Origin of the sequence: Bifidobacterium stellenboschense (genome assembly GCF_000741785.1) — a bacterium.
Taxonomy (GTDB): domain Bacteria; phylum Actinomycetota; class Actinomycetes; order Actinomycetales; family Bifidobacteriaceae; genus Bifidobacterium; species Bifidobacterium stellenboschense.
On record NZ_JGZP01000012.1, the window covers coordinates 132,298 to 151,947 of the forward strand.

Annotated in this window: 19 protein-coding genes and 1 tRNA gene; 16 read left to right on the forward strand and 4 right to left on the reverse strand. The window is 66.4% G+C overall.

Features of this window, described 5'->3' with window-relative positions; genetic code table 11:
* Positions 1 to 5 precede the first annotated feature (5 nt).
* A complete protein-coding gene (gene ruvX, locus BSTEL_RS05340) occupies positions 6 to 461 on the forward strand; it encodes a Holliday junction resolvase RuvX (protein WP_034528060.1) in 456 nt (151 codons plus the stop codon).
* Positions 462 to 470: 9 nt separating this feature from the next.
* Positions 471 to 1,649, forward strand: a complete 1,179-nt coding sequence (mltG, locus tag BSTEL_RS05345) for an endolytic transglycosylase MltG (RefSeq protein ID WP_034528063.1) — start codon at positions 471 to 473, stop codon at positions 1,647 to 1,649.
* A 106-nt stretch (positions 1,650 to 1,755) separates the two neighbouring features.
* On the opposite strand, the gene BSTEL_RS05350 is transcribed toward mltG, so the two are convergent.
* On the reverse strand, positions 1,756 to 2,214 hold the full coding sequence (locus tag BSTEL_RS05350; protein WP_034528066.1) for a prepilin peptidase: 459 nt from the start codon (positions 2,212 to 2,214) through the stop codon (positions 1,756 to 1,758).
* A 110-nt stretch (positions 2,215 to 2,324) separates the two neighbouring features.
* On the opposite strand from BSTEL_RS05350, the gene aroC reads away from it, so the two are divergent.
* From aroC to BSTEL_RS05400, 10 genes are all read left to right on the forward strand, one after another.
* Entirely contained in the window at positions 2,325 to 3,518 is a 1,194-nt protein-coding gene (aroC, locus tag BSTEL_RS05355) for a chorismate synthase (RefSeq protein ID WP_034528068.1), read from the forward strand.
* 8 nt (positions 3,519 to 3,526) lie between these two features.
* Positions 3,527 to 5,149, forward strand: a complete 1,623-nt coding sequence (locus BSTEL_RS05360) for a bifunctional shikimate kinase/3-dehydroquinate synthase (RefSeq protein ID WP_034528439.1) — start codon at positions 3,527 to 3,529, stop codon at positions 5,147 to 5,149.
* A 27-nt stretch (positions 5,150 to 5,176) separates the two neighbouring features.
* The gene (gene aroQ, locus BSTEL_RS05365; protein WP_034528071.1) at positions 5,177 to 5,626 is read left to right on the forward strand and encodes a type II 3-dehydroquinate dehydratase; all 450 of its coding nucleotides are present in this window, start codon (positions 5,177 to 5,179) and stop codon (positions 5,624 to 5,626) included.
* 72 nt (positions 5,627 to 5,698) lie between these two features.
* Positions 5,699 to 7,360: a CTP synthase gene (locus BSTEL_RS05370; RefSeq protein ID WP_034528073.1), complete on the forward strand. Its 1,662-nt coding sequence runs from the start codon at positions 5,699 to 5,701 to the stop codon at positions 7,358 to 7,360.
* Positions 7,361 to 7,589: 229 nt separating this feature from the next.
* Complete coding sequence (gene sufB / locus BSTEL_RS05375; RefSeq protein WP_034528076.1) at positions 7,590 to 9,089, forward strand: Fe-S cluster assembly protein SufB; 1,500 nt, start codon at positions 7,590 to 7,592, stop codon at positions 9,087 to 9,089.
* Positions 9,090 to 9,093: 4 nt separating this feature from the next.
* A complete protein-coding gene (sufD, locus tag BSTEL_RS05380; RefSeq protein WP_034528079.1) occupies positions 9,094 to 10,329 on the forward strand; it encodes a Fe-S cluster assembly protein SufD in 1,236 nt (411 codons plus the stop codon).
* Between the two features lie 32 nt (positions 10,330 to 10,361).
* Positions 10,362 to 11,141, forward strand: a complete 780-nt coding sequence (gene sufC / locus BSTEL_RS05385; protein WP_034528082.1) for a Fe-S cluster assembly ATPase SufC — start codon at positions 10,362 to 10,364, stop codon at positions 11,139 to 11,141.
* A gap of 167 nt (positions 11,142 to 11,308) precedes the next feature.
* Entirely contained in the window at positions 11,309 to 12,580 is a 1,272-nt protein-coding gene (locus tag BSTEL_RS05390; RefSeq protein WP_034528085.1) for a cysteine desulfurase, read from the forward strand.
* A 125-nt stretch (positions 12,581 to 12,705) separates the two neighbouring features.
* Positions 12,706 to 13,263: a Fe-S cluster assembly sulfur transfer protein SufU gene (sufU, locus tag BSTEL_RS05395; RefSeq protein WP_034528088.1), complete on the forward strand. Its 558-nt coding sequence runs from the start codon at positions 12,706 to 12,708 to the stop codon at positions 13,261 to 13,263.
* A gap of 89 nt (positions 13,264 to 13,352) precedes the next feature.
* Positions 13,353 to 13,943: a metal-sulfur cluster assembly factor gene (locus tag BSTEL_RS05400; protein WP_034528090.1), complete on the forward strand. Its 591-nt coding sequence runs from the start codon at positions 13,353 to 13,355 to the stop codon at positions 13,941 to 13,943.
* Positions 13,944 to 14,037: 94 nt separating this feature from the next.
* Here the strand turns inward: BSTEL_RS05400 and glgC are convergent, their stop codons facing one another.
* The 3 genes from glgC to BSTEL_RS05415 form a co-directional block, all read right to left on the reverse strand.
* Entirely contained in the window at positions 14,038 to 15,285 is a 1,248-nt protein-coding gene (glgC, locus tag BSTEL_RS05405; protein ID WP_034528092.1) for a glucose-1-phosphate adenylyltransferase, read from the reverse strand.
* Positions 15,286 to 15,426: 141 nt separating this feature from the next.
* Complete coding sequence (locus tag BSTEL_RS05410; RefSeq protein ID WP_034528094.1) at positions 15,427 to 16,293, reverse strand: TrmH family RNA methyltransferase; 867 nt, start codon at positions 16,291 to 16,293, stop codon at positions 15,427 to 15,429.
* Between the two features lie 105 nt (positions 16,294 to 16,398).
* Positions 16,399 to 16,487, reverse strand: a tRNA-Leu gene (locus BSTEL_RS05415).
* A 100-nt stretch (positions 16,488 to 16,587) separates the two neighbouring features.
* On the opposite strand from BSTEL_RS05415, the gene BSTEL_RS05420 reads away from it, so the two are divergent.
* The 4 genes from BSTEL_RS05420 to ybeY all read left to right on the forward strand — a co-directional run bounded on the left by BSTEL_RS05420 (position 16,588) and on the right by ybeY (position 19,624).
* Positions 16,588 to 17,385 (forward strand): 16S rRNA (uracil(1498)-N(3))-methyltransferase, encoded by a 798-nt coding sequence (locus BSTEL_RS05420; protein ID WP_034528095.1) that lies wholly within the window; start codon positions 16,588 to 16,590, stop codon positions 17,383 to 17,385.
* 111 nt (positions 17,386 to 17,496) lie between these two features.
* Positions 17,497 to 17,835: a histidine triad nucleotide-binding protein gene (locus BSTEL_RS05425; RefSeq protein ID WP_034528096.1), complete on the forward strand. Its 339-nt coding sequence runs from the start codon at positions 17,497 to 17,499 to the stop codon at positions 17,833 to 17,835.
* A gap of 81 nt (positions 17,836 to 17,916) precedes the next feature.
* Positions 17,917 to 19,089 carry a PhoH family protein gene (locus BSTEL_RS05430; RefSeq protein WP_034528097.1) on the forward strand — a complete coding sequence of 391 codons (1,173 nt, stop codon included), beginning with the start codon at positions 17,917 to 17,919 and terminating at the stop codon, positions 19,087 to 19,089.
* The gene (ybeY, locus tag BSTEL_RS05435) at positions 19,079 to 19,624 is read left to right on the forward strand and encodes an rRNA maturation RNase YbeY (protein WP_034528098.1); all 546 of its coding nucleotides are present in this window, start codon (positions 19,079 to 19,081) and stop codon (positions 19,622 to 19,624) included. Before BSTEL_RS05430 ends, ybeY begins: the two co-directional genes overlap by 11 nt.
* Positions 19,625 to 19,650 lie beyond the last annotated feature (26 nt).

Sequence of the window (19,650 nt, forward strand, 5' to 3'; positions counted from 1 at the left end):
GCCGTTTGACCTGGCTTGGCATCGATCTGGGTGACGCACGGGTCGGACTCGCATTGTCCGACCCGGAGCTCACCCTCGCGCACCCCATCGGCAACATCCAGGCGTACGGCGATTCGTTCCGCGCGCTCGACGATGTGATCTACGTCATCGAGGACGAGCAGGTCGACCACGTCGTCATCGGCCTGCCGTTGCTGCTCAACGGCGGCGAGGGAAAAAGCGCCAAGAAGGCGCGCCGTTGGGCCTCCAACCTCGTCAAACGCATCGACCGCATGGTCGAGGACGGCGACATCCACCTGAATACGACACCTGACGTAGAATTGATGGACGAGCGACTGACCACGGTAAGCGCGCATCGACAGCTGCATGAGGCGAACATCGCCGGGAGGAGGCACCGCCCGGTGGTGGACCAGCAATCCGCCGTCGTGATCCTGCAATCCGCGTTGGATCGCAAAGAGCGATAGGGAGAAGTGATGTCCGAAAGCTTCAACGATTTCTTCGAGGAGAACGCACTCAAGGTCTCCGGCAACTCGGCCGCGCCCGCGGTCGAGCCGCCGAAGCCCCCGAAGTCGCGCAAGGAGATGCGCAAGCGCCGTCGCAGGGGGCAGCGCAAGCGTCTCATCGTCATCGTCTCCGTACTCGTCGTGCTCGCGCTCATCGGCGCCGGCTGCTTCTTCGGCTACCGGCGTATCGCCGCCATCCGCGCGGTCAACGAGTACAACAAGAGCATCTCCCAGGAGTTCAAGGGCAAGGCGTACGGCACCGTCTACTTCACCATCGAGCAGGGGCAGGATTCGCTGACCGTCGGCAGGAACCTCGTCAAGGCGAAGATCGTCAAATCCGCCGAGACGTTCGCGGCCACGGTGTCCGCCAACTCGGCGACGCTCTACCCGGGCACGTACGAGATGCAGTACCACATGCAGTCGGCCGACGCGGTCGAGATCCTCTCCGACCAGACGAAGGCCACCGGCTTCCTCGACGTGAAGTCCGGCGAACGCGTGTCCGACGTGATCGCGAACGCCGCCCAGCTGAGCGGCATCGACGAGTCCGAATTCAAGTCCGTGATCGACGGCGGTGGCAGCGGCATCCTGCCCGCCGAGGCGAAGGGCAAGTTCGAGGGATGGTTCGAACCGGGACAGTACGACGTCAAGTCGAAGAAGTCCGCCTCCGACATCCTCAAGATGATGGTCGACAAGCGCATCGCCAAGCTCGACGACCTCGGCGTGCCCACCGGCGACGAACGCGAGCGCATCCTCAACATCGCCTCCATAGCCGAGGCCGAGGTGAACTCGAAGGACTACTATGGCAAGGTGACGCGCGTCATCCTCAACCGCCTCGACAAGAACATGACCCTCGGCATGGACTCCACCGTCGCCTACGGCAACAACGTGAAGTCCGCGGACATCACGCAGGCCATGCTCGACGACGCGTCGAACCCCTATAACACGCGCATCAAGAAGGGTTTGCCGCCCACGCCGATCTCCAACCCCGGCGACGACGCGATCAACGCCGCGCTCCACCCGGAGGACGGCGACTGGCTGTACTTCGTGACCGTGAACCTCCAGACCGGCGAGACCAAGTTCACCGACGACGAGGACACGTTCAACGAATACGTGCAGGAATACAAGAACAACAACGCCGACGCGAACTGACGTTCGCGGCATGGTGAATCGCCTTGTGGGGTCTCCTCCGGACTGCGGAGGAGACCCCACAAGCGTATATGTGTGCATGTGCATATGCATACATACGGCGGTCGCCCTACAGCAGCACGGCGATGACGCCGGAGACGACGATCACCGGCACGAACGGGGTCCTGCCGGCATAAGGCGTCCCGCGCTGCGGGTCGAGACGGGTCCACAAGGCCACGAACACGATTCCCAGCACACCCATCGCAAGCCACCAGACGGCCACATGGATCAATCCGTAAGCGCCCACGGCGAGGCCCAGCGGCAGCATCGCCGTCACATCGCCCAACCCCAGCGCCCCCGGCCTCGCCAACGCGAGCAGCAGCTGGACGCCCGCGCACAGGGCCGTGAACAGCAGCGCCTGCAGCACGGTGAAGAAATCATTGGCCATCGCCGCCCACACGAGATCCGCGGCGAGCTGCGACCCGCATCCGGCAGCCACCCACGCGCGCGGCACGCGCCGGCGGCGCACGTCCTCGACGGCGAGGGCGATGCCGCAAATGAGACCGGGCAGACAATACAGGTATGGCATGCCTTAACATTAACCCCTAGTTGCAAATGCGAGAGCCGCCCACGCCGCGGCCACGGGCCATGTCCCGACCGGCGGCGCGGCGGCGCACGATCATGGAGGAGCGAGAGAGTATGTTGCGTTGGCAGACGGCGGGGGAGTCGCACGGCGAGGCGTTGGTCGCGATGATCGAGGGACTGCCCGCGGGGGTGTCCGTCACCAGCCAGGACGTGGTGGACGCGTTGGCGCGCCGCCGACTCGGCTACGGCCGCGGCGCGCGTATGAAGTTCGAGCAGGACAAGGTGAGGCTGCTGACCGGCGTGCGCCATGGTTCCACGCTCGGTGGCCCGATCGCCGTCGAGATCGCCAACACCGAATGGCCGAAGTGGACCGAGGTGATGAGCGCCGACCCGCTCGACCATGAGATTCCGCGTGAGGGCCGCAACGCGCCGCTGAGCCGTCCGCGCCCCGGCCATGCCGATCTGACCGGCATGCGCAAGTACGGCTTCGACGACGCCCGTCCGGTGCTCGAACGCTCCAGCGCGCGCGAGACCGCCTCGCGCGTCGCGCTCGGCTCGATCGCCGCGAAGTTCCTGGAGCAGGCGTTCGGCATCCGCACCGTCGCCCACGTGATCTCCATCGGCGGCGCCGGAGTCGAGGACGCCGACGACGCCGTGCTGCCCACCCCGGACGACGTCGCCGCGCTCGATGCCTCCCCGGTGCGCACGCTCGACAAGGCCGCGGAGCAGCGCATGATTAAGCGCATCGACGAGATCAAGGCGAACGCCGACACGGTCGGCGGCGTCATCGAGGTCATCGCCTACGGCGTGCCCGCGGGCATCGGCACCTACGTGGAATCCGACCGTCGTCTCGACGCCGCCCTCGCCTCCGCCGTCATGGGCATCCAGGCCATCAAGGGCGTGGAGATCGGCGACGGCTTCCTCGAGGCAGTGCGCCCCGGCTCCGCCGCGCACGACGAGATGGTGCCCGGCGAGGACGGCCGCATCACCCGCCTCACCAACCGCGCCGGCGGCATCGAAGGCGGCATGTCCAACGGACAGCCGATCCGCGTGCGCGCCGCCATGAAACCGATCCCGTCCATCCCGCGCGCCCTGCGCACCGTCGACGTCGCCAACGGCGAGGCCGCGCAGGCCATCAACCAGCGTTCCGATTCGACCGCCGTGCCCGCCGCATCCGTCGTGGCCGAGGCCATGGTGCGTCTCACGCTCGCCAAGTACGCGTTGGAGAAGTTCGGAGGCGACAGCGTCGCCGAGACGCGCCGCAACTGCGAGAACTACCTCGCCTCCTGGCCGGAGCACATGAGGTGAGGCGCGGCATCATCCGCCCGAAAGCCGTCATCATCGGCATGATGGGCGCCGGCAAGACACGCGTCGGCAAGGAGGTGGCGCACCTCATGCATTTGTCGTTCGCCGACGCCGACATCGAGATCGAACGCGAGGTCGGGATGAAGATCCCCGCCTACTTCGAACGGTACGGCGAACCCGCGTTCCGCGAGGTGGAGGCCGACCTCATCGCCGACTATCTGGAGGACTTCGACGGCATCTTCTCCCTCGGCGGGGGAGCGCCGATGACCCCGTCCACGCAGGACGCCCTGGCCGACTACATCGCCGACGGCGGACGCGTCGTCTACCTCGACGCCGACCCGCACGAGGCGATGGAACGCGCCAACCGCGGCGGCGGACGGCCCATGCTCAACGGCGACGCGAACGCGCGCTGGAGGAAGCTGTACAAACAGCGCGACCCCGTGTTCCGCGAGGTCGCGAACGTGCATGTACGCACGCGCAGGCAGACGCCGCAGATGGCGGCGAGGAAGGTGATGGACATGATCGGCGAACGCACGGTCCACGTGACCGGCAGCGGCATCGAACCATACGACGTGGTGATCGGCGAAGGGGCGATGAACCATCTCGCCGACGTGCTGGGAGACAAGGTCGCCAAGGTCGCGCTCATCCACACGCAGCCCGTGCAGCGCCACTCTGATCGCGCGCGCACCCTGCTGCGCCAGGGCGGCTACGACGTCGTCGACATCGTCGTGCCCGACGCCGAAGCCGGCAAGACCGTCGACGTGGCGAACGGCGTGTGGACGCGCCTCGGCGACGAGGGCTTCACCCGCTCCGACGCGATCGTCGGCGTGGGCGGGGGAGCGGCCACCGACCTGGCCGGCTTCATCGCCGCCACGTGGATGCGCGGCATCCGCTACGTGAACTGCCCGACCTCGCTGCTCGCCATGGTCGACGCCTCCACCGGCGGCAAGACCGGCATCAACACCGAGGCCGGCAAGAACCTCGTCGGCTCGTTCTACACGCCGGCCGGCGTGCTCGCCGACACGAAGACGCTCGCCTCGCTGCCGAACGACATCTTCATCGAAGGCCTCGGCGAGGTCGCGAAATCCGGTTTCATCGAGGACACGGAGATCCTGCGCATCCTCGAGGAGCACGCCGACGAGCTGCGCGCGTTCGACGGGGCGACGTTCCTCGGCTCCGGACTGGAGGACGTGGTCGGCGAGCTCATCGAACGCACCGTCACCGTGAAGGTGCACCACGTGTCCGCCGATCTCAAGGAGAAAGGCAAGCGCGAGTTCCTCAACTACGGGCACACGCTCGGCCACGCCATCGAGAAGCTCGAGCACTTCCGCTGGAGGCATGGCAACGCCGTCGCCGTGGGCTGCGTGTACGCGGCCGAACTCGCCCACCGGCTCGGCTACATCGACCAGGAGCTCGTCGACTACCATCGCGCGCTGCTCAGCTCGCTCGGACTGCCGATCTCCTGGAACGGCGGCTCGTTCGACGACGTGCTCGCGCTCATGCACAAGGACAAGAAGGCCCGCGGCAACAAGCTGCGCTTCGTCGTCCTCGACGGCACGCCCGGCCACATGATCCACCTCGAGGATCCGCCGGCCGACGCCGTGCGCGAGGCGTTCCGCCGCATCCAGCACTGAACCGTCCGCAGGAGGGAGAGAACCATCATGTCCACCAAAGTCATCGTCGTCAACGGGCCGAACCTCGGTCGCCTCGGCGTGCGCCAACCCGACGTGTACGGCCGTCAGGACCTCGCCGAGCTGCGTCGCCTGTGCACCGCATGGGGCGCCGAACTCGGCCTCGAGGTCGAGGTGCGTCAGACCGACGACGAATCCGAGATGGTGCATTGGATGCATCAGGCCGCCGACGAGAAGACGCCGGTCGTCATGAACCCGGCCGCGTTCACCCACTACTCGTACGCGCTGGCCGACGCCGCCCATATGGTCGGCGATGCGGGCCTGCCGCTCATGGAGGTGCACATCTCCAACCCGTCCGCGCGCGACGAGTTCCGCAAGCGCTCCGTGATCTCCCCGGTCGCCACCGGCACCATCACCGGCATGGGCTTCTACGGCTACAAGCTGGCGCTCGACGCCGTCGCCCATATCGTCAACGGCTGAAGACGGGAGCGGCGGAAAAGGGAGGAGACGGCGAACACGCCGGGTCACGCACGCGTGATAGAGTGAAATTCCATGGTTAGAAGAACACATGGCAATTCGCAAGAGCACGTCACCAAGCACATCTTCGTCACCGGCGGCGTGGTCTCCTCCCTCGGCAAAGGCCTGACGGCGTCCTCGCTCGGCCGTCTGCTGCGTTCCCGCGGTCTGCATGTGCTGCAGCAGAAGCTCGACCCGTACATCAACGTGGATCCGGGCACGATGAACCCGTTCCAGCACGGCGAGGTGTACGTGACCGAGGACGGCGCCGAGACGGATCTCGACATCGGCCACTACGAGCGCTTCCTCGATGTGTTCCTTTCGCAGAAGGCGAACGTCACCACCGGCCAGATCTACCAGGAGGTGCTGCGCAAGGAGCGCGCCGGCGAATACCTCGGCCAGTGCGTGCAGGTCATCCCGCACATCACCAACGAGATCAAGTCCCGCATGCGCGCCCAGGCGGCGGACGACGTGGACGTGATCATCACCGAGATCGGCGGCACCGTCGGCGACATCGAATCCCAGCCGTTCCTCGAGGCGGCCCGTGAGGTGCGTCGCGAGCTCGGCCAGGAGAACTGCATGTTCGTGCATGTCTCCCTCGTGCCGTACATCTCCGCCGCCCACGAGCTCAAGACCAAGCCGACCCAGCATTCCGTGATGATGCTGCGCCAGCTGGGCATCACGCCGGACGCGCTCGTGCTGCGCTCCGACCGTCCGCTCAACCAGTCCATCAAGGACAAGATCTCCCTCATGTGCGATGTGGACGCGGAGGGTGTGGTCAACTGCGTGGACGCGCCCAGTATCTACGACGTGCCGAAGATCCTGTTCAACGAGGGTCTCGACGCCTACGTGGTGCGCGAGCTCGGACTGCCGTTCCACGACGTCGACTGGGACGAGTGGGCGGACTTGCTCGAACGTGTCCACCACCCGAAGCACGAGGTCAACATCGCGATCGTCGGCAAGTACATCGACCTGCCGGACGCCTACCTGTCCGTCACCGAGGCCATCAAGGCTGGCGGCTTCGCCAACTGGGCGAAGGTGAACGTCAAGTGGGTGGCGGCCGACCGCTGCGAGACCGAGGAGGGCGCGGCCGCCGCGCTCGACCAAGTCGATGGCATCGTCGTGCCCGGCGGCTTCGGCATCCGCGGCATCGACGGCAAGATCGGCGCCCTCAAGTTCGCCCGCGAGCACAAGCTGCCCGCGCTCGGCCTGTGCCTGGGCCTGCAGTCCATGGTCATCGAATACGCCCGCCACGTGCTCGGCATCGAGGACGCGAACTCCACCGAGTTCGAGCCGGACTGCGTCAACCCGGTCATCGCCACGATGGAGGAGCAGAAGGACATCGTCGCCGGCAAGGGCGACATGGGCCACACCATGCGTCTCGGCTCCTACCCGGCCGACCTCGAGGAGGGTTCGCTGGTCGCCGAGCTGTACGGCTCCACGCACGTCACCGAGCGCCACCGTCACCGCTACGAGGTGAACGTGGCCTACAAGGACCGCCTGCGCGAAGGCGGCCTGCGGATCTCCGGCCAGAGCCCGGACGGCGAGCTCACCGAGTTCGTCGAGCTGCCGCAGGAGGTGCACCCGTTCTACGTGGCCACCCAGGCGCACCCGGAGTTCAAGAGCCGCCCGACCAAGCCGCACCCGCTGTTCGCCGGCCTCGTCAAGGCCGCGCTTGACCACCAGCGCGAGCGCTGAACGTCGGGTCGGGGCGTGTGCCCCGCTCCGTCGGCCGGCTGAGAACAAGGCGCGTCGTGACCGATCCGGTCGCGGCGCGCCTTGTCGCATCCGCGGCCGGTGGCGCGGAATCCGCCCTCCTGTAATCAAGCTCACGTTCGTCCATAGCCGACATGCGGTGTCGGTCGTGGAGTTCGCGCAGGGGTTCTGCTACGTTGACGTAGGAATGTTGTGACCAACGGAAGGCAGGATGGTGAGCGAAACACAAGCGCCAAACGCCGCCGCTGACGTGGAGATGAGCCAGTACGTGGCCGATCGCTCCCGCGTCAACGAGGAGAAGATCAGACAGGATGACGAGATCATCCAGCAGTTCGGCGACTACAGCTATGGCTGGCATGATTCCGACGCGGCCGGCGAGGCCGCCAAGCGAGGCATCGACGAACAGGTCGTGCGTGACATCAGCGCCGACAAGGGTGAGCCAGAGTGGATGCTCGACATGCGTCTGCGCGGTTTCAAGGCGTTCCTCGACAAGCCGATGCCCAAGTGGGGCGTCGACCTGTCGGGCTTCAACGCGGATGATTTCAAGTACTACGTCAAGCCGATCGAGAAGCAGGCGAAGTCGTGGGAGGAGCTGCCGGACGACATCCGCAACACCTACGACCGCCTCGGCATCCCGGAGGCGGAGAAGAACCGCCTCGTCTCCGGCGTGGCAGCCCAGTACGAGTCCGAGGTCATCTACAACTCCATCCAGGAGGACCTGAAGAAGCAGGGCGTCATCTTCGTCGACACGGACACCGCCGTGCGCGAATACCCCGACCTCGTCAGGAAGTACTTCGGCACCGTCGTGCCGCCGGAGGACAACAAGTTCGGCGCGCTCAACACCGCCGCATGGTCCGGCGGCTCGTTCGTGTATGTGCCGAAGGGCGTGCACGTGGACATCCCGCTGCAGGCGTACTTCCGCATCAACACGCCCGCCATGGGTCAGTTCGAGCGCACGCTCATCATCGCGGACGAAGGCTCCTACGTGCACTACGTGGAGGGCTGCACCGCCCCGATCTGGTCCGAGGACTCGCTGCACGCCGCCATCGTCGAGATCATCGTCGAGAAGCACGCGCGCGTGCGCTACACCACCGTGCAGAACTGGTCGAACAACGTCTACAACCTCGTCACCCAGCGCGCCTACGTGCGCGAAGGCGGCACGATGGAATGGGTGGACGGCAACATCGGCTCCAAGGCCACGATGAAGTACCCGGCCTGCATCCTCGCCGAGCCGTACGCGAAGGCGAGCACCATGTCGCTCGGCTTCGCCGGCAAGGGCCAGTACCAGGACACGGGCGCGAAGATGATCCACCTCGCCCCGCACACCAGCTCCACGATCGTAGCCAAGTCCATCTCGCGCGGCGGCGGCCGTTCCGCCTACCGCGGCCTGGTCAAGATCGTCAAGGGCGCGGAGGGCTCCTCGAACTCGACCGTGTGCGACGCGCTGCTCGTCGACGACTTCAGCCGCTCCGACACGTACCCGCATGTGGACGTGCGCGAGGACGACGTCTCCATGGCCCACGAGGCCACCGTCTCCAAGATCTCCGAGGACCAGCTGTTCTACCTGATGAGCCGCGGCCTGTCCGAGGAGGAGGCGCAGGGCATGATCGTGCGCGGCTTCGTCGAGCCGATCAGCCGTGAGCTGCCGATGGAATACGCGCTCGAACTCAACAGACTCGTCGAACTGCAGATGGAAGGATCGGTGGGCTGATCCCATGGCCGAAACCGAAAACAAGGCGGCGGAACTGAACATCCCGGTCGCCGACCCGAACGACCCGTACAAGATCCCGGCGGCCATGCCGTCGAGCGCCGACCGCGCGCCCCGCTCCTTTGAGGTGTCCGCGTTCCCGGTGCCCGCGCGCGATCAGGAGGACTGGCGCTACACGCCGATCGACCGCATCGGCGAGTTCTTCGACGTGTTCAAGCCTTCCGGCGAGACCGAGATCGAAGTGTCGATGATCGACGGCTCGCCGCTGGCCGAAGGCGTCACGCTCAGCCAGGTCAGGCTCGGCGAAGGGGCGTCCGGCACCGTCTCCAAGCCGAACGACCGCGTGTCCGCCGTCGAATGGAACTCCGGCTCCACGGCGACGATCCTGCGCCTCGACGGCGAGATCGCCCAGCCGGTGCTCGTCAAGGTGCACGGCGCCGGCGAGGACCTCGACGCGTTCCACCTCGTCATCGACGCCGCGGACCGCGCGCACGCCGACGTGGTCGTCGAACACGACGGCGACGCCCGCCTCGCCGAAGGCGTCGAAATCACCACCGGCAAGGACTCGCACGTCTCCACGACGTTCATCCAGGAATGGGACCGCACGGCCAAGCACGTCGGCAACCACCGCATCCACGTCGGCGAGGGCGCGTCCCTGCGCCACTCCGTCGTCACGCTCGGCGGCGACGTGGTGCGCATCCGCATGGACCAGGACTTCGGCGGCGAGCAGGGCGAGCTCAACATGCTCGGCATCTACTTCGTCGACCCGGGCGAGCACATCGAGCACCGCACGATGGTCGTGCACAACCATCCCGACTGCAAGAGCCGCGTCGTCTACAAGGGCGCGCTCGACGGCAAGGGCGCGCACTCCACGTGGGTGGGCAACGCCCTGATCGAGCCGACCGCCCCCGGCACCGACTCCTACGAGCTCAACCGCAACCTCGTGCTCACGCCGGGCGCCATCGCCGACTCCGAGCCGAACCTCGAGATTGAGAACGGCAACATCATCGGCGCCGGCCACGCCTCCTCGGTGGGCCGCTTCGACGACGAAGAGCTGTTCTACCTCGAATCGCGCGGCATCCCGGAGGCCGAGGCACGCAAGCTCGTCGTGCGCGGATTCTTCGGCGAACTCGTCGAGGAGATCGGCATCCCCGCCGTCTCCGACCACCTCATGGACGTCATCGACCGCCGATTGGCGCGCGGCGAGGACGCGGCCATGGCGCAGGTGCTGGAAGACAAGTAACCCAAGACTTTTACGGACTTTTAGGAGAACCAATGTCCACTCTCGAAATCAAGGACCTCTACGTCCACGTCGAAACCAAGGAAGGCACCAAGCAGATCCTCAAGGGCGCCTCCCTGACCGTCAACTCCGGCGAGACCCACGCCATCATGGGCCCCAACGGCTCCGGCAAGTCCACGCTCGCCTACACGCTGGCCGGCCACCCCAAGTACGTGGTCGACTCCGGCGAGGCGCTGCTCGACGGCCAGGACATCCTCAAGATGACCCCGGACGAGCGCGCCAAGGCGGGCCTGTTCCTCGCCATGCAGTACCCGGTCGAGGTCCCCGGCGTCTCCATGACCAACTTCCTCAGGACCGCGAAGACCGAGGTCGACGGCGAGGCGCCGTCCATCCGCACGTGGACCAAGGAGCTGTCCGCCGCGATGAAGCGCCTCAAGATGGATCCGAAGTTCGCCACACGCTCCGTCAACGAAGGCTTCTCCGGCGGTGAGAAGAAGCGCGCCGAAGTGCTGCAGCTCGAACTGCTCAAGCCGAAGTTCGCCATCCTCGACGAGACCGACTCCGGCCTCGACGTGGACGCGCTGCGCATCGTGTCCGAGGGCGTGAACCGTGCCAAGGAGGCCAACCAGTTCGGCATCCTCATGGTCACGCACTACACGCGCATCCTCAAGTACATCAAGCCGGACATCGTGCACGTGTTCGCCGACGGCCACTTCGTGAAGACCGGCGGCCCGGAGCTGGCCGATGAGCTCGAGGAGAACGGCTACGACGCGTACCTGCCGGAGGGCGCGGACTCCGAGTCCGCACTCGCCTAGCCGTTCGGCACGGCAAGCAGCTTCCGACGTTGCCGCGTGGGAGCGGCATGTCCCATCCTCGACACGCTCCGGGCCGCTCTGGCCAAGTCTTTACGGTCGTGAACGGGATATTCCGCTCCCACGCTCACCTGTGTGGATACGTTACGAAATTACAACTAGGGGGACAAATGACAGATTTCGCAGCGATCAGGGATGAATTCCCGATTCTGGACCAGGAGATCCACGGGCACCCGCTCGTGTACCTCGACTCGGCGGCCACCTCGCAGAAGCCGCAATGTGTGATCGACGCGGAGAGCGAGTTCTACCGCACGATCAACGCGGGCGTGCATCGTGGAGCCCACGAGCTCGCGGCGCGTTCCACGATGGCGTTCGAGGAGGCGCGCGCGAAGGTCGCGAAGCTGGTCGGCGCGAACGCCGAGGAGGGCAACGAGGAGGTCGTCGTCACCGGTGGCGCGACGGCGGGACTGAACCTGCTGGCCACCGCGTTCGGCAACGCGTCGCTCGGCCGTGGGGGAGCGGCCGCCAAGCGCTTCGCGTTGAAGCCGGGCGACGAGATCGTCGTCTCGAAGGCGGAGCACCATTCGGTGCTGCTGCCGTTCCAGGAGCTCGCCTACCGCACCGGCGCCACGTTCAAGTGGATTGACCTGACCGAGGACGGCCGCGTGCGCACCGACGACCTCGACGAGGTCATTACCGAACGCACGAAGGTCGTGGCCGTCACGCACGTGGGCAACACGACCGGCGCGATCACCGACATCGCCCCGATCGTCGCCCGCGCTCACGCCGTGGGCGCCGTGTTCATCCTCGACGCATGCCAGTCGGTGCCGCACCTCAAGGTCGATTTCCACGCGCTCGACGTCGATTTCGCCGCGTGGAGCGCGCACAAGATGTACGGTCCCACCGGCGTCGGCTTCCTGTACGGCAGGCGCGAGCTGCTCGAGGCGCTGCCGCCGGCCAACTTCGGCGGGTCGATGGTCGAGCTCGCATGGATGGACCAGCCGGCCCAGTACATGGAGCCGCCGGCCCGCTTCGAGGCCGGCACGCAGCCGGTCGCGCAGGTCGTGGCCGCCGGCGTCGCCGCCGAATGGATGATGAACGTCGGACTCGAGAACATCGAGGCGCATGAGCGCACGATCGCCGCCGAACTGCTCAAGCTCGGCGACATCGATGGCATCCGCATCCTCGGCCCCCGTGAGAACGTGGACCGCATCGGCACCGTCGCGTTCGACGTCGAGGGCGTGCACCCGCACGACGTCGGCCAGTACATCGACGCGCAGGGCATTGCCATCCGCGTCGGCCACCACTGCGCCCAGCCGGTGCACCGTCACTTCGGCCTGTACGCCTCCAACCGCGCCTCGTCCGGCGTGTACAACAGCGTCGAGGACGCGCGGGCGCTCGTCGAGGCGGCGAAGGGCATCAGGAAGTTCTTCGGAGCCTGACGGTTCCCGATCGACATCGCGGGGTTCCTCTTTCGGACGCTTGCCGAAGGCGCGGGAGGAACTCCGTGGCATGTCCGCCGATACGCGTGTCTCCCGGTCGGGAGTGCCACTACGATAAGGAAACTATGAACGATTACGGCATGAGCGGCGACGACCTCGAGCAGATGTACCAGGAGGTCATCCTCGAGGCCGCGAAGAACCCGCACGGCAAGGAGCATTTCGCGGCGGACCTCACGAAGGAGGGCGCCGGCGCCCAGTCGTCCGGCGACACGGTGGTGCGCGCCAGCCACGAATACTGCACGCCCGGCGAATCCCACCAGTTCAACCCGACCTGCGGCGACGAGGCGACCGTGCACGTGGAGGTCTCCGACAAGGAGCCGCACACCATCGAACGCGTCGTGTGGGACGGCCAGGGATGCTCCATCTCCCAGGCCAGCCTGTCCGTTATGGTCGATCTGGTCGACGGCAAGACCGTGGACGAGGCCATGGCGCTCGAGCACACGTTCCACAAGCTCATGGAATCGCGCGGCAAGGGCCTCGGCGACGACGAGCTCGAGGAGTCGCTCGGCGACGGCATCGTCTTCCAGGGCGTGTCCAAGTATCCGATGCGCATCAAATGCGCGTTGCTCGCCTGGGAGGGGCTCAAGGACTCCGTCGCCAAGGCGCTGGCCGCCAAGCGGTGACGAACCCTGTCGATTGCGCGTCGTCCCGGAGCGAAAAGCCGTGGGCGACGCGTACAGTGGATATGACCCGACGATTTTTGGAGTGAACTATGAGTGATAATCTCGTGCCCGAACCCCAGCCCAGCGTGTTCGACGCGGTGAACGACGTGCTGCAGGACGAGGAGGCGGCCCGCCGCGTGATGGCCAACCCGGCCCTCGCCAAGGGATTCCCGAACGGGCGCCCCGCCGAGCCGGCCTCCGGCGACGACGAGATGTGCGCGTGCGGACGCCACAAGAAGAGCGAATGTGGTCACGGCGACGATGCGGAATCGGATGACAGCCACATCCCGCTGAAGTTCGTCGACGACATCGGCCGCGCCACCGCGGAGGACGTGCGCGAAGCGCTGCATCAGGTCATCGACCCGGAGCTCGGCATCGACGTCATCGATCTGGGTCTCGTCTACGGCATCGAGATCGACGACCTCGGTCGCGCGATCATCACGATGACGCTCACCACGCCCGCATGCCCGCTGACCGACCTCATCGAGGACGAGTGCGCGAGCACGCTCGCCGGCCTCGTCGAGGAGTTCCGCATCGACTGGACATGGCAGCCCCGCTGGACGATGGACAAGATCACGCCGGAGGGACGCGAGCAGCTCGCCGCCCTCGGCTTCAACTTCGACAACCTGCCGAAGTACTGATTCGATACCGATTCGATCGGAAACGGCTGAGGATACGGGAAGGCCCCGAACCGGATGAACGGTTCGGGGCCTTCCTCGCGTCTGCCGGAATCCGTCAGTCGTCGACGACGGTGTTCTTCGGGACGACGGTGATGCCCTCGGGCGTGACGGTGAAGCCGCGGGCGAGATCATGCTCGGTGTCGATGCCGACCGTCGAATTCTCGGTGAGCACGACGTTCTTGTCGAGGATGGCCTTGTACACGCGTGCGCGACGGTTCACGACGACGCCGTCGAACAGCACGGAGTCCACGACCTGCGCCCACGAGTGGATGCGCACGTTCGGCGACAGCACGGAGTGGTGCACCTCGCCGCCGGAGACGATCACGCCGGGGGAGACGATCGAATCGGTCGCGTGGCCGAGACGGTCGCGGCCGGCGTGCACGAACTTGGCCGGCGGCAGGGTGCCGGAGTTCGTGTAGATCGGCCAGGCCTGGTTGTACAGGTTGAACTCGGGCACGTAGGCGATCAGGTCCATGTGCGCGTCGTAGAACTGCTTGATCGTACCCACGTCGCGCCAGTAGGCGTGGTCGGTGGGCGTCGAGCCCGGAATCTCGTTTGAGTTGAAGTCGTAGACGCCGGCCTCGCCGCGCGCGGCGAAGTACGGGGCGATGTCGCCGCCCATGTCGTGCTTCGTGTTCTCGTTCTTCTCGTCCTTGGCGAGCGCGTCGAACAGGGCGTCCGTGTTGGCCACGTAGTTGCCCATGGAGGCGAGGAAGGAGTTCGGGTCGTCCGGAAGGCCCGCGCAGGTGTCCGGCTTCTCCAGGAAGCTCTTGATCTGGTTCGGGTGGTTCGGGTCGACGTCGATCACGCCGAACTGGTTGGACTGCTCGATCGGCTGGCGGATGCCGGCCACGGTGAACTCCGCGCCGGATTCGATGTGCTGTTCGACCATCTGGCCGAAGTCCATGCGGTAGACGTGGTCGGCGCCGACGATCACGACGATGTCCGGCTGGACGTCCTCGATGATGTTGATGGTCTGGTAGATGGCGTCCGCGGAGCCGAGGTACCAGTGCTTGCCGAGACGCTGCTGCGCGGGGACCGGGGAGACGTAGTTGCCGAGCAGCGAGGAGAAGCGCCACATCTGGGAGATGTGACGGTCCAGCGAGTGGGACTTGTACTGGGTGAGCACGACGATGTGGCGGTAGTCGGAGTTCACCAGGTTGGACAGCGGGAAGTCGATGAGGCGGAACACGCCGCCGAACGGGACGGCCGGCTTCGCGCGGTCGCGGGTCAACGGCATCAGTCGGGTGCCCTCGCCGCCCGCCAACACTATCGACAGAATCTTCTGCTTGTTCTTGGCCATTGTCGTGTTGCTCCTCTCAACAACCAACAGCGCCTTTCGGCGCCGCGCTCGGGTTTGGTTCGGGCTTCCTCGCTCCGAACTCACAATGACAATGATTGCACAAAAACCGCGACACGCCCGAATCGTGTCCAGCGCGTCGCGTCAGCGCATGCGCGTGGCGTAGAAGGCGACGGCGCTGGAGGCGGCCACGTTGAGCGAGTCGACGTCGTGGCTCATCGGGATCTTCACCGTCAGGTCGGCACGGGCGATGGTGTGGCGTGACAGCCCGTCGCCCTCGGTGCCGAAGATGAGCGCGAGACGGTCGATGCGGTCGGGGTCGGAGGCGTCGGCGTGGAGGCGGCGGGTCAGCTCGTCCAGACTGATCGAATCGTCCTCCAGCGCCATCGCGACGGTGGTGAATCCGAGGGATTTCAGCTCGTCGATGCCCTGGAACGGCCAGTAATGCTTGTCCTCGCCGCCGATGCGCGTCCACGGGATCTGGAAGACGGTGCCCATCGACACGCGGGCCGCGCGGCGGTACAGGGGATCGCCGCAGGAGGGGGTGACGAGCACGGCGTCCACGTCGAGCGCGGCCGCGGAGCGCATCAGCGCGCCGACGTTCGTATGGTCGACGATGTTCTCCATCACGGCGACGCGGCGTGCGCCGTGGCAGACGTCGGCGACGGACGGCAACGGCCAGCGGCGTATCGCCGCGAGCGCGCCGCGGTGCAGACGGTAGCCGGTGAGACGTTTCAGCTGTTCGGGGGAGGCGACGTAGACGGGGACGTCCGCGCCCCAGCGCGCGTCGATGGCGTCGAACGTGGCGGCCATGCCCTCGATCCACGGCTCCTCGACGAGCAGGGAGATGGGTTCGCGGCCCGCCGCCAGCGCCCGGTCGATCACTTTCGGGGATTCGGCGATGAACAGGCCCTTGGCCGGTTCGAGACGGTTGCGCAGCTGGATCTCGGTGAGATTGACGTAGGCGGACACGCGTTCGTCGTCAATGGATTCCAGATGGACGAAGCGCATGGCGGTGCCTCCTGTGATGAGTGTGGTGGGCCGTATCGCGGGGACACGGGGACGATATGCATGCGGATACGAGAAAACCCCTTGTTTCCAAGGGGTTTTCGACGGTGCCCGAGACGGGACTTGAACCCGTACGCCCGTTAAAAAATAGGCACTAGCACCTCAAGCTAGCGCGTCTACCATTCCGCCACCCGGGCAGGTGCGTTGTCGCGGTGAAGCAACGAGTGATTACAATACACGGTTTCCGCGCTCGTGCAATCATCGGCGTGTCGTGATGGTGCTGATAGCCTTGTGGGCATGACGAAAGCCCTGTTTCTCTTGGATTCCGACCATGACGACGTCCCCGTGAACTCGGACGAGCTCAACGCCGGGTGGAAGCTCACGCTGCCCGCGCAGGCCAGACGGCACGCGGTGCAGTCGATGCGCCTCAGGGCCGGCGACGAGCTCCAGCTGTCCGACGGACGGGGGCTTCGCGTCACCGCGGTGCTCGACGACCCGGACAACGGCGTCGCCGAGGTGCGCGAATTCGTGCGCGAACCCGCGCCCGTGACCCGCCTCGCGCTCGTGCAGGCCCTCGCGAAGAACGGGCACGACGAGCAGGCCATCGACATGGCCACGCAGATCGGCGTCGATGAGGTGATCCCCTGGCAGGCGGACCGTTCCATCGCCAAATGGAAGACCGGCCGCACCGACCGCAAGTGGCGGACCACGCTGGACGCGGCCACCGAACAGTCCCGTCGCGCGTGGCGGCCCGGATTGGGGGAGTGCGTCTCCTCGAAGCAGATTGTCTCCATGTGCCTGCGCGCCAACGTGCACGGCGACCTGGTCGTCGTGCTCCATCAGGACGCCACCGACACATGGGCGTCGGTGGAGGGGCTCGTGGCCGAGCTCATGGACCGCTGCCTGAAGGACGCCAAGGCGCGCACCGTCTACGTGGTGGTCGGCCCCGAAGGCGGCATCAGCGAGGACGAGGTCGCCGCGTTCACCGAGGCCGGCGCCCACAGCGTCGTGCTCGGCTCGAACATCCTCAGGGCGTCCGCCGCCGGCCCCGTGGCGCTGTCCCTGCTCAGCCGCGCCCTGGGACGGTTCGCGTAGGGCGGATGGACGCCGGACCATGCGGGTGACGGGTGACGGGACGCGCTAAGCTGGGTGCGGAAACCATGGCCGCGCGTCCCGACACCGCGCGGCCCGCATGAAGGAGCAACCATGAGCGCATCGGACGACTGCCTGTTCTGCAAAATCATCGCCGGGGACATCCCCAGCGCCAAGGTCTACGAGGACGACACCACATACGCCTTCAAGGACATCAACCCCAAGGCCAAGGTCCACGTGCTGGTCGTGCCGAAGAAGCACTACGCGAACGTCGCCGAACTCGCCGCCGCCGATCCCGCCGAGCTCGCGCACATCGTCGAGGTCGCCCAGCACATCGCCGACGACGCCTTCCATGGCGCGTTCCGCCTCGTGTTCAACACCGGTCTCGACGCCGGACAGACCGTCTTCCACGTGCACGCGCACGTGATGACGGGCGAGAAGCTCGACGAGTAGCCGGCCCGTCGGTCCGCGCCGGCGGGCGGCCGGACCGACGAAGAACCCTCCAACGAACGGTCTTTTGCAGGAAAGGAATCCGTGGCGACCACAACACGCACCATCACCATCCCCACCCAGCTCGACCCCGTTGCCGTGCTGGGACCGGTGGACGAGGTGATCCGCGAGATAGAGAAGGCGTTCCCCGAACTGACGATCATCGTGCGCGGCAACCGCGTGGCCATCGTCTCGCGGTCCAAACAGACCGAGACCGACGCATCGAAGGCCGAGGAACTCATCGACACGATCATCGAAGCCGCCCACACGGCACCCATGGATGCCGACACCGTGCGACGCATGATCGACCAGGACGTGCTCGACAACCGCACGCGCGCCACGCACCCCGGCCACGGCCGCGAGGTCGAGACGCTGCAGCGCGTCGAAGCCTCCTCGGCGAAGACGCGACGGGGGGAGAGCGGACATCGCAGACCCGCCGTGCCCGGCGTCATCACCTACGCGAGCGGCAACCCGGTGCGGGCCAAGACGCCCGGACAGGCCGCCTACGTGGCGGCCATCGAATCGCACACCATCACGTTCGGCATCGGCCCGGCCGGCACCGGCAAGACCTACCTCGCCGTCGCCAAGGCGGTGCGCGCCTTCCAGGACCGCCAGGTGCGCCGCATCATCCTCACGCGTCCCGCCGTCGAAGCGGGCGAGAGCCTCGGCTTCCTGCCCGGCACCCTCAACGACAAGGTCGACCCGTACCTGCGCCCCCTGTACGACGCGCTCGGCGACATGCTCGGCGCCGACCAGCTCAGACGGCTCATGGGCGACAACACCATCGAGGTCGCGCCGCTCGCCTATATGCGCGGACGCACCCTCAACGACGCCTACGTCATTCTCGACGAGGCGCAGAACACCACCGAGCAGCAGATGAAGATGTTCCTCACCCGCCTCGGATTCAACACGAAGATGGTCATCACCGGCGACATCACCCAGGTCGACCTCACCGTGCCGCGGTCCGGCCTCGCCACCATCGAGCGCATCCTCGGCGGCATCAAGGACATCGCGTTCGTGCACCTGAAATCCGAGGACGTGGTACGCCACCGCCTCGTCGGCCAGATCGTCGAAGCGTACAACCGCCACGAGGGACTGGACGGCGACCACCGGCGCATCTCGCGGGCGAAAGGCGCGAAAGACACGAAGGCCATGACCGCCGAAACCACGGCCGGCGCGACGAACGAACGAAAGGACACCGACACCGATGAGCGTTGACGTCTCCAACGAGACCGTATGGACCATCGACCCGAAACTCTTCTCCGACCTCGGCGTATGGGTGCTCGACCAGATGAGGGTGAGCACCCAGTCCGACCTGACGATCCTCTTCGTCGACCCGGAACCCATCGCCGAGATGCACGAGCACTGGATGAACCTCGAAGGCCCCACCGACGTGATGAGCTTCCCGATGGACGAGCTGCGCCCCGGCGACGGCAAGACCGTGACGGAAGGCGTGCTCGGCGACATCGTCATCTGCCCCTGGGTCGCCGCCCAGCAGGCCGCCGCCGCCGGACACGGTGTGCTCCAGGAGATGATGCTCCTGACCATCCACGGCATCCTCCACCTGCTCGGCTACGACCATGTGAACCCGCAGCAGGAACGCCAGATGTTCGGCCTGCAACGCCAGCTGCTGCTCACGTTCATCGCCGTGCGCCACGACCTCGGCTCGCCCGTCGAACTGCCCGCCGGCAGCAAGGACGCGCTCGCTGCCTACGACGCGCAGCACGGATCCGGCCGCCAGATCACCCACTGACCGCCGCCCGTCGACACAAAAGGAAA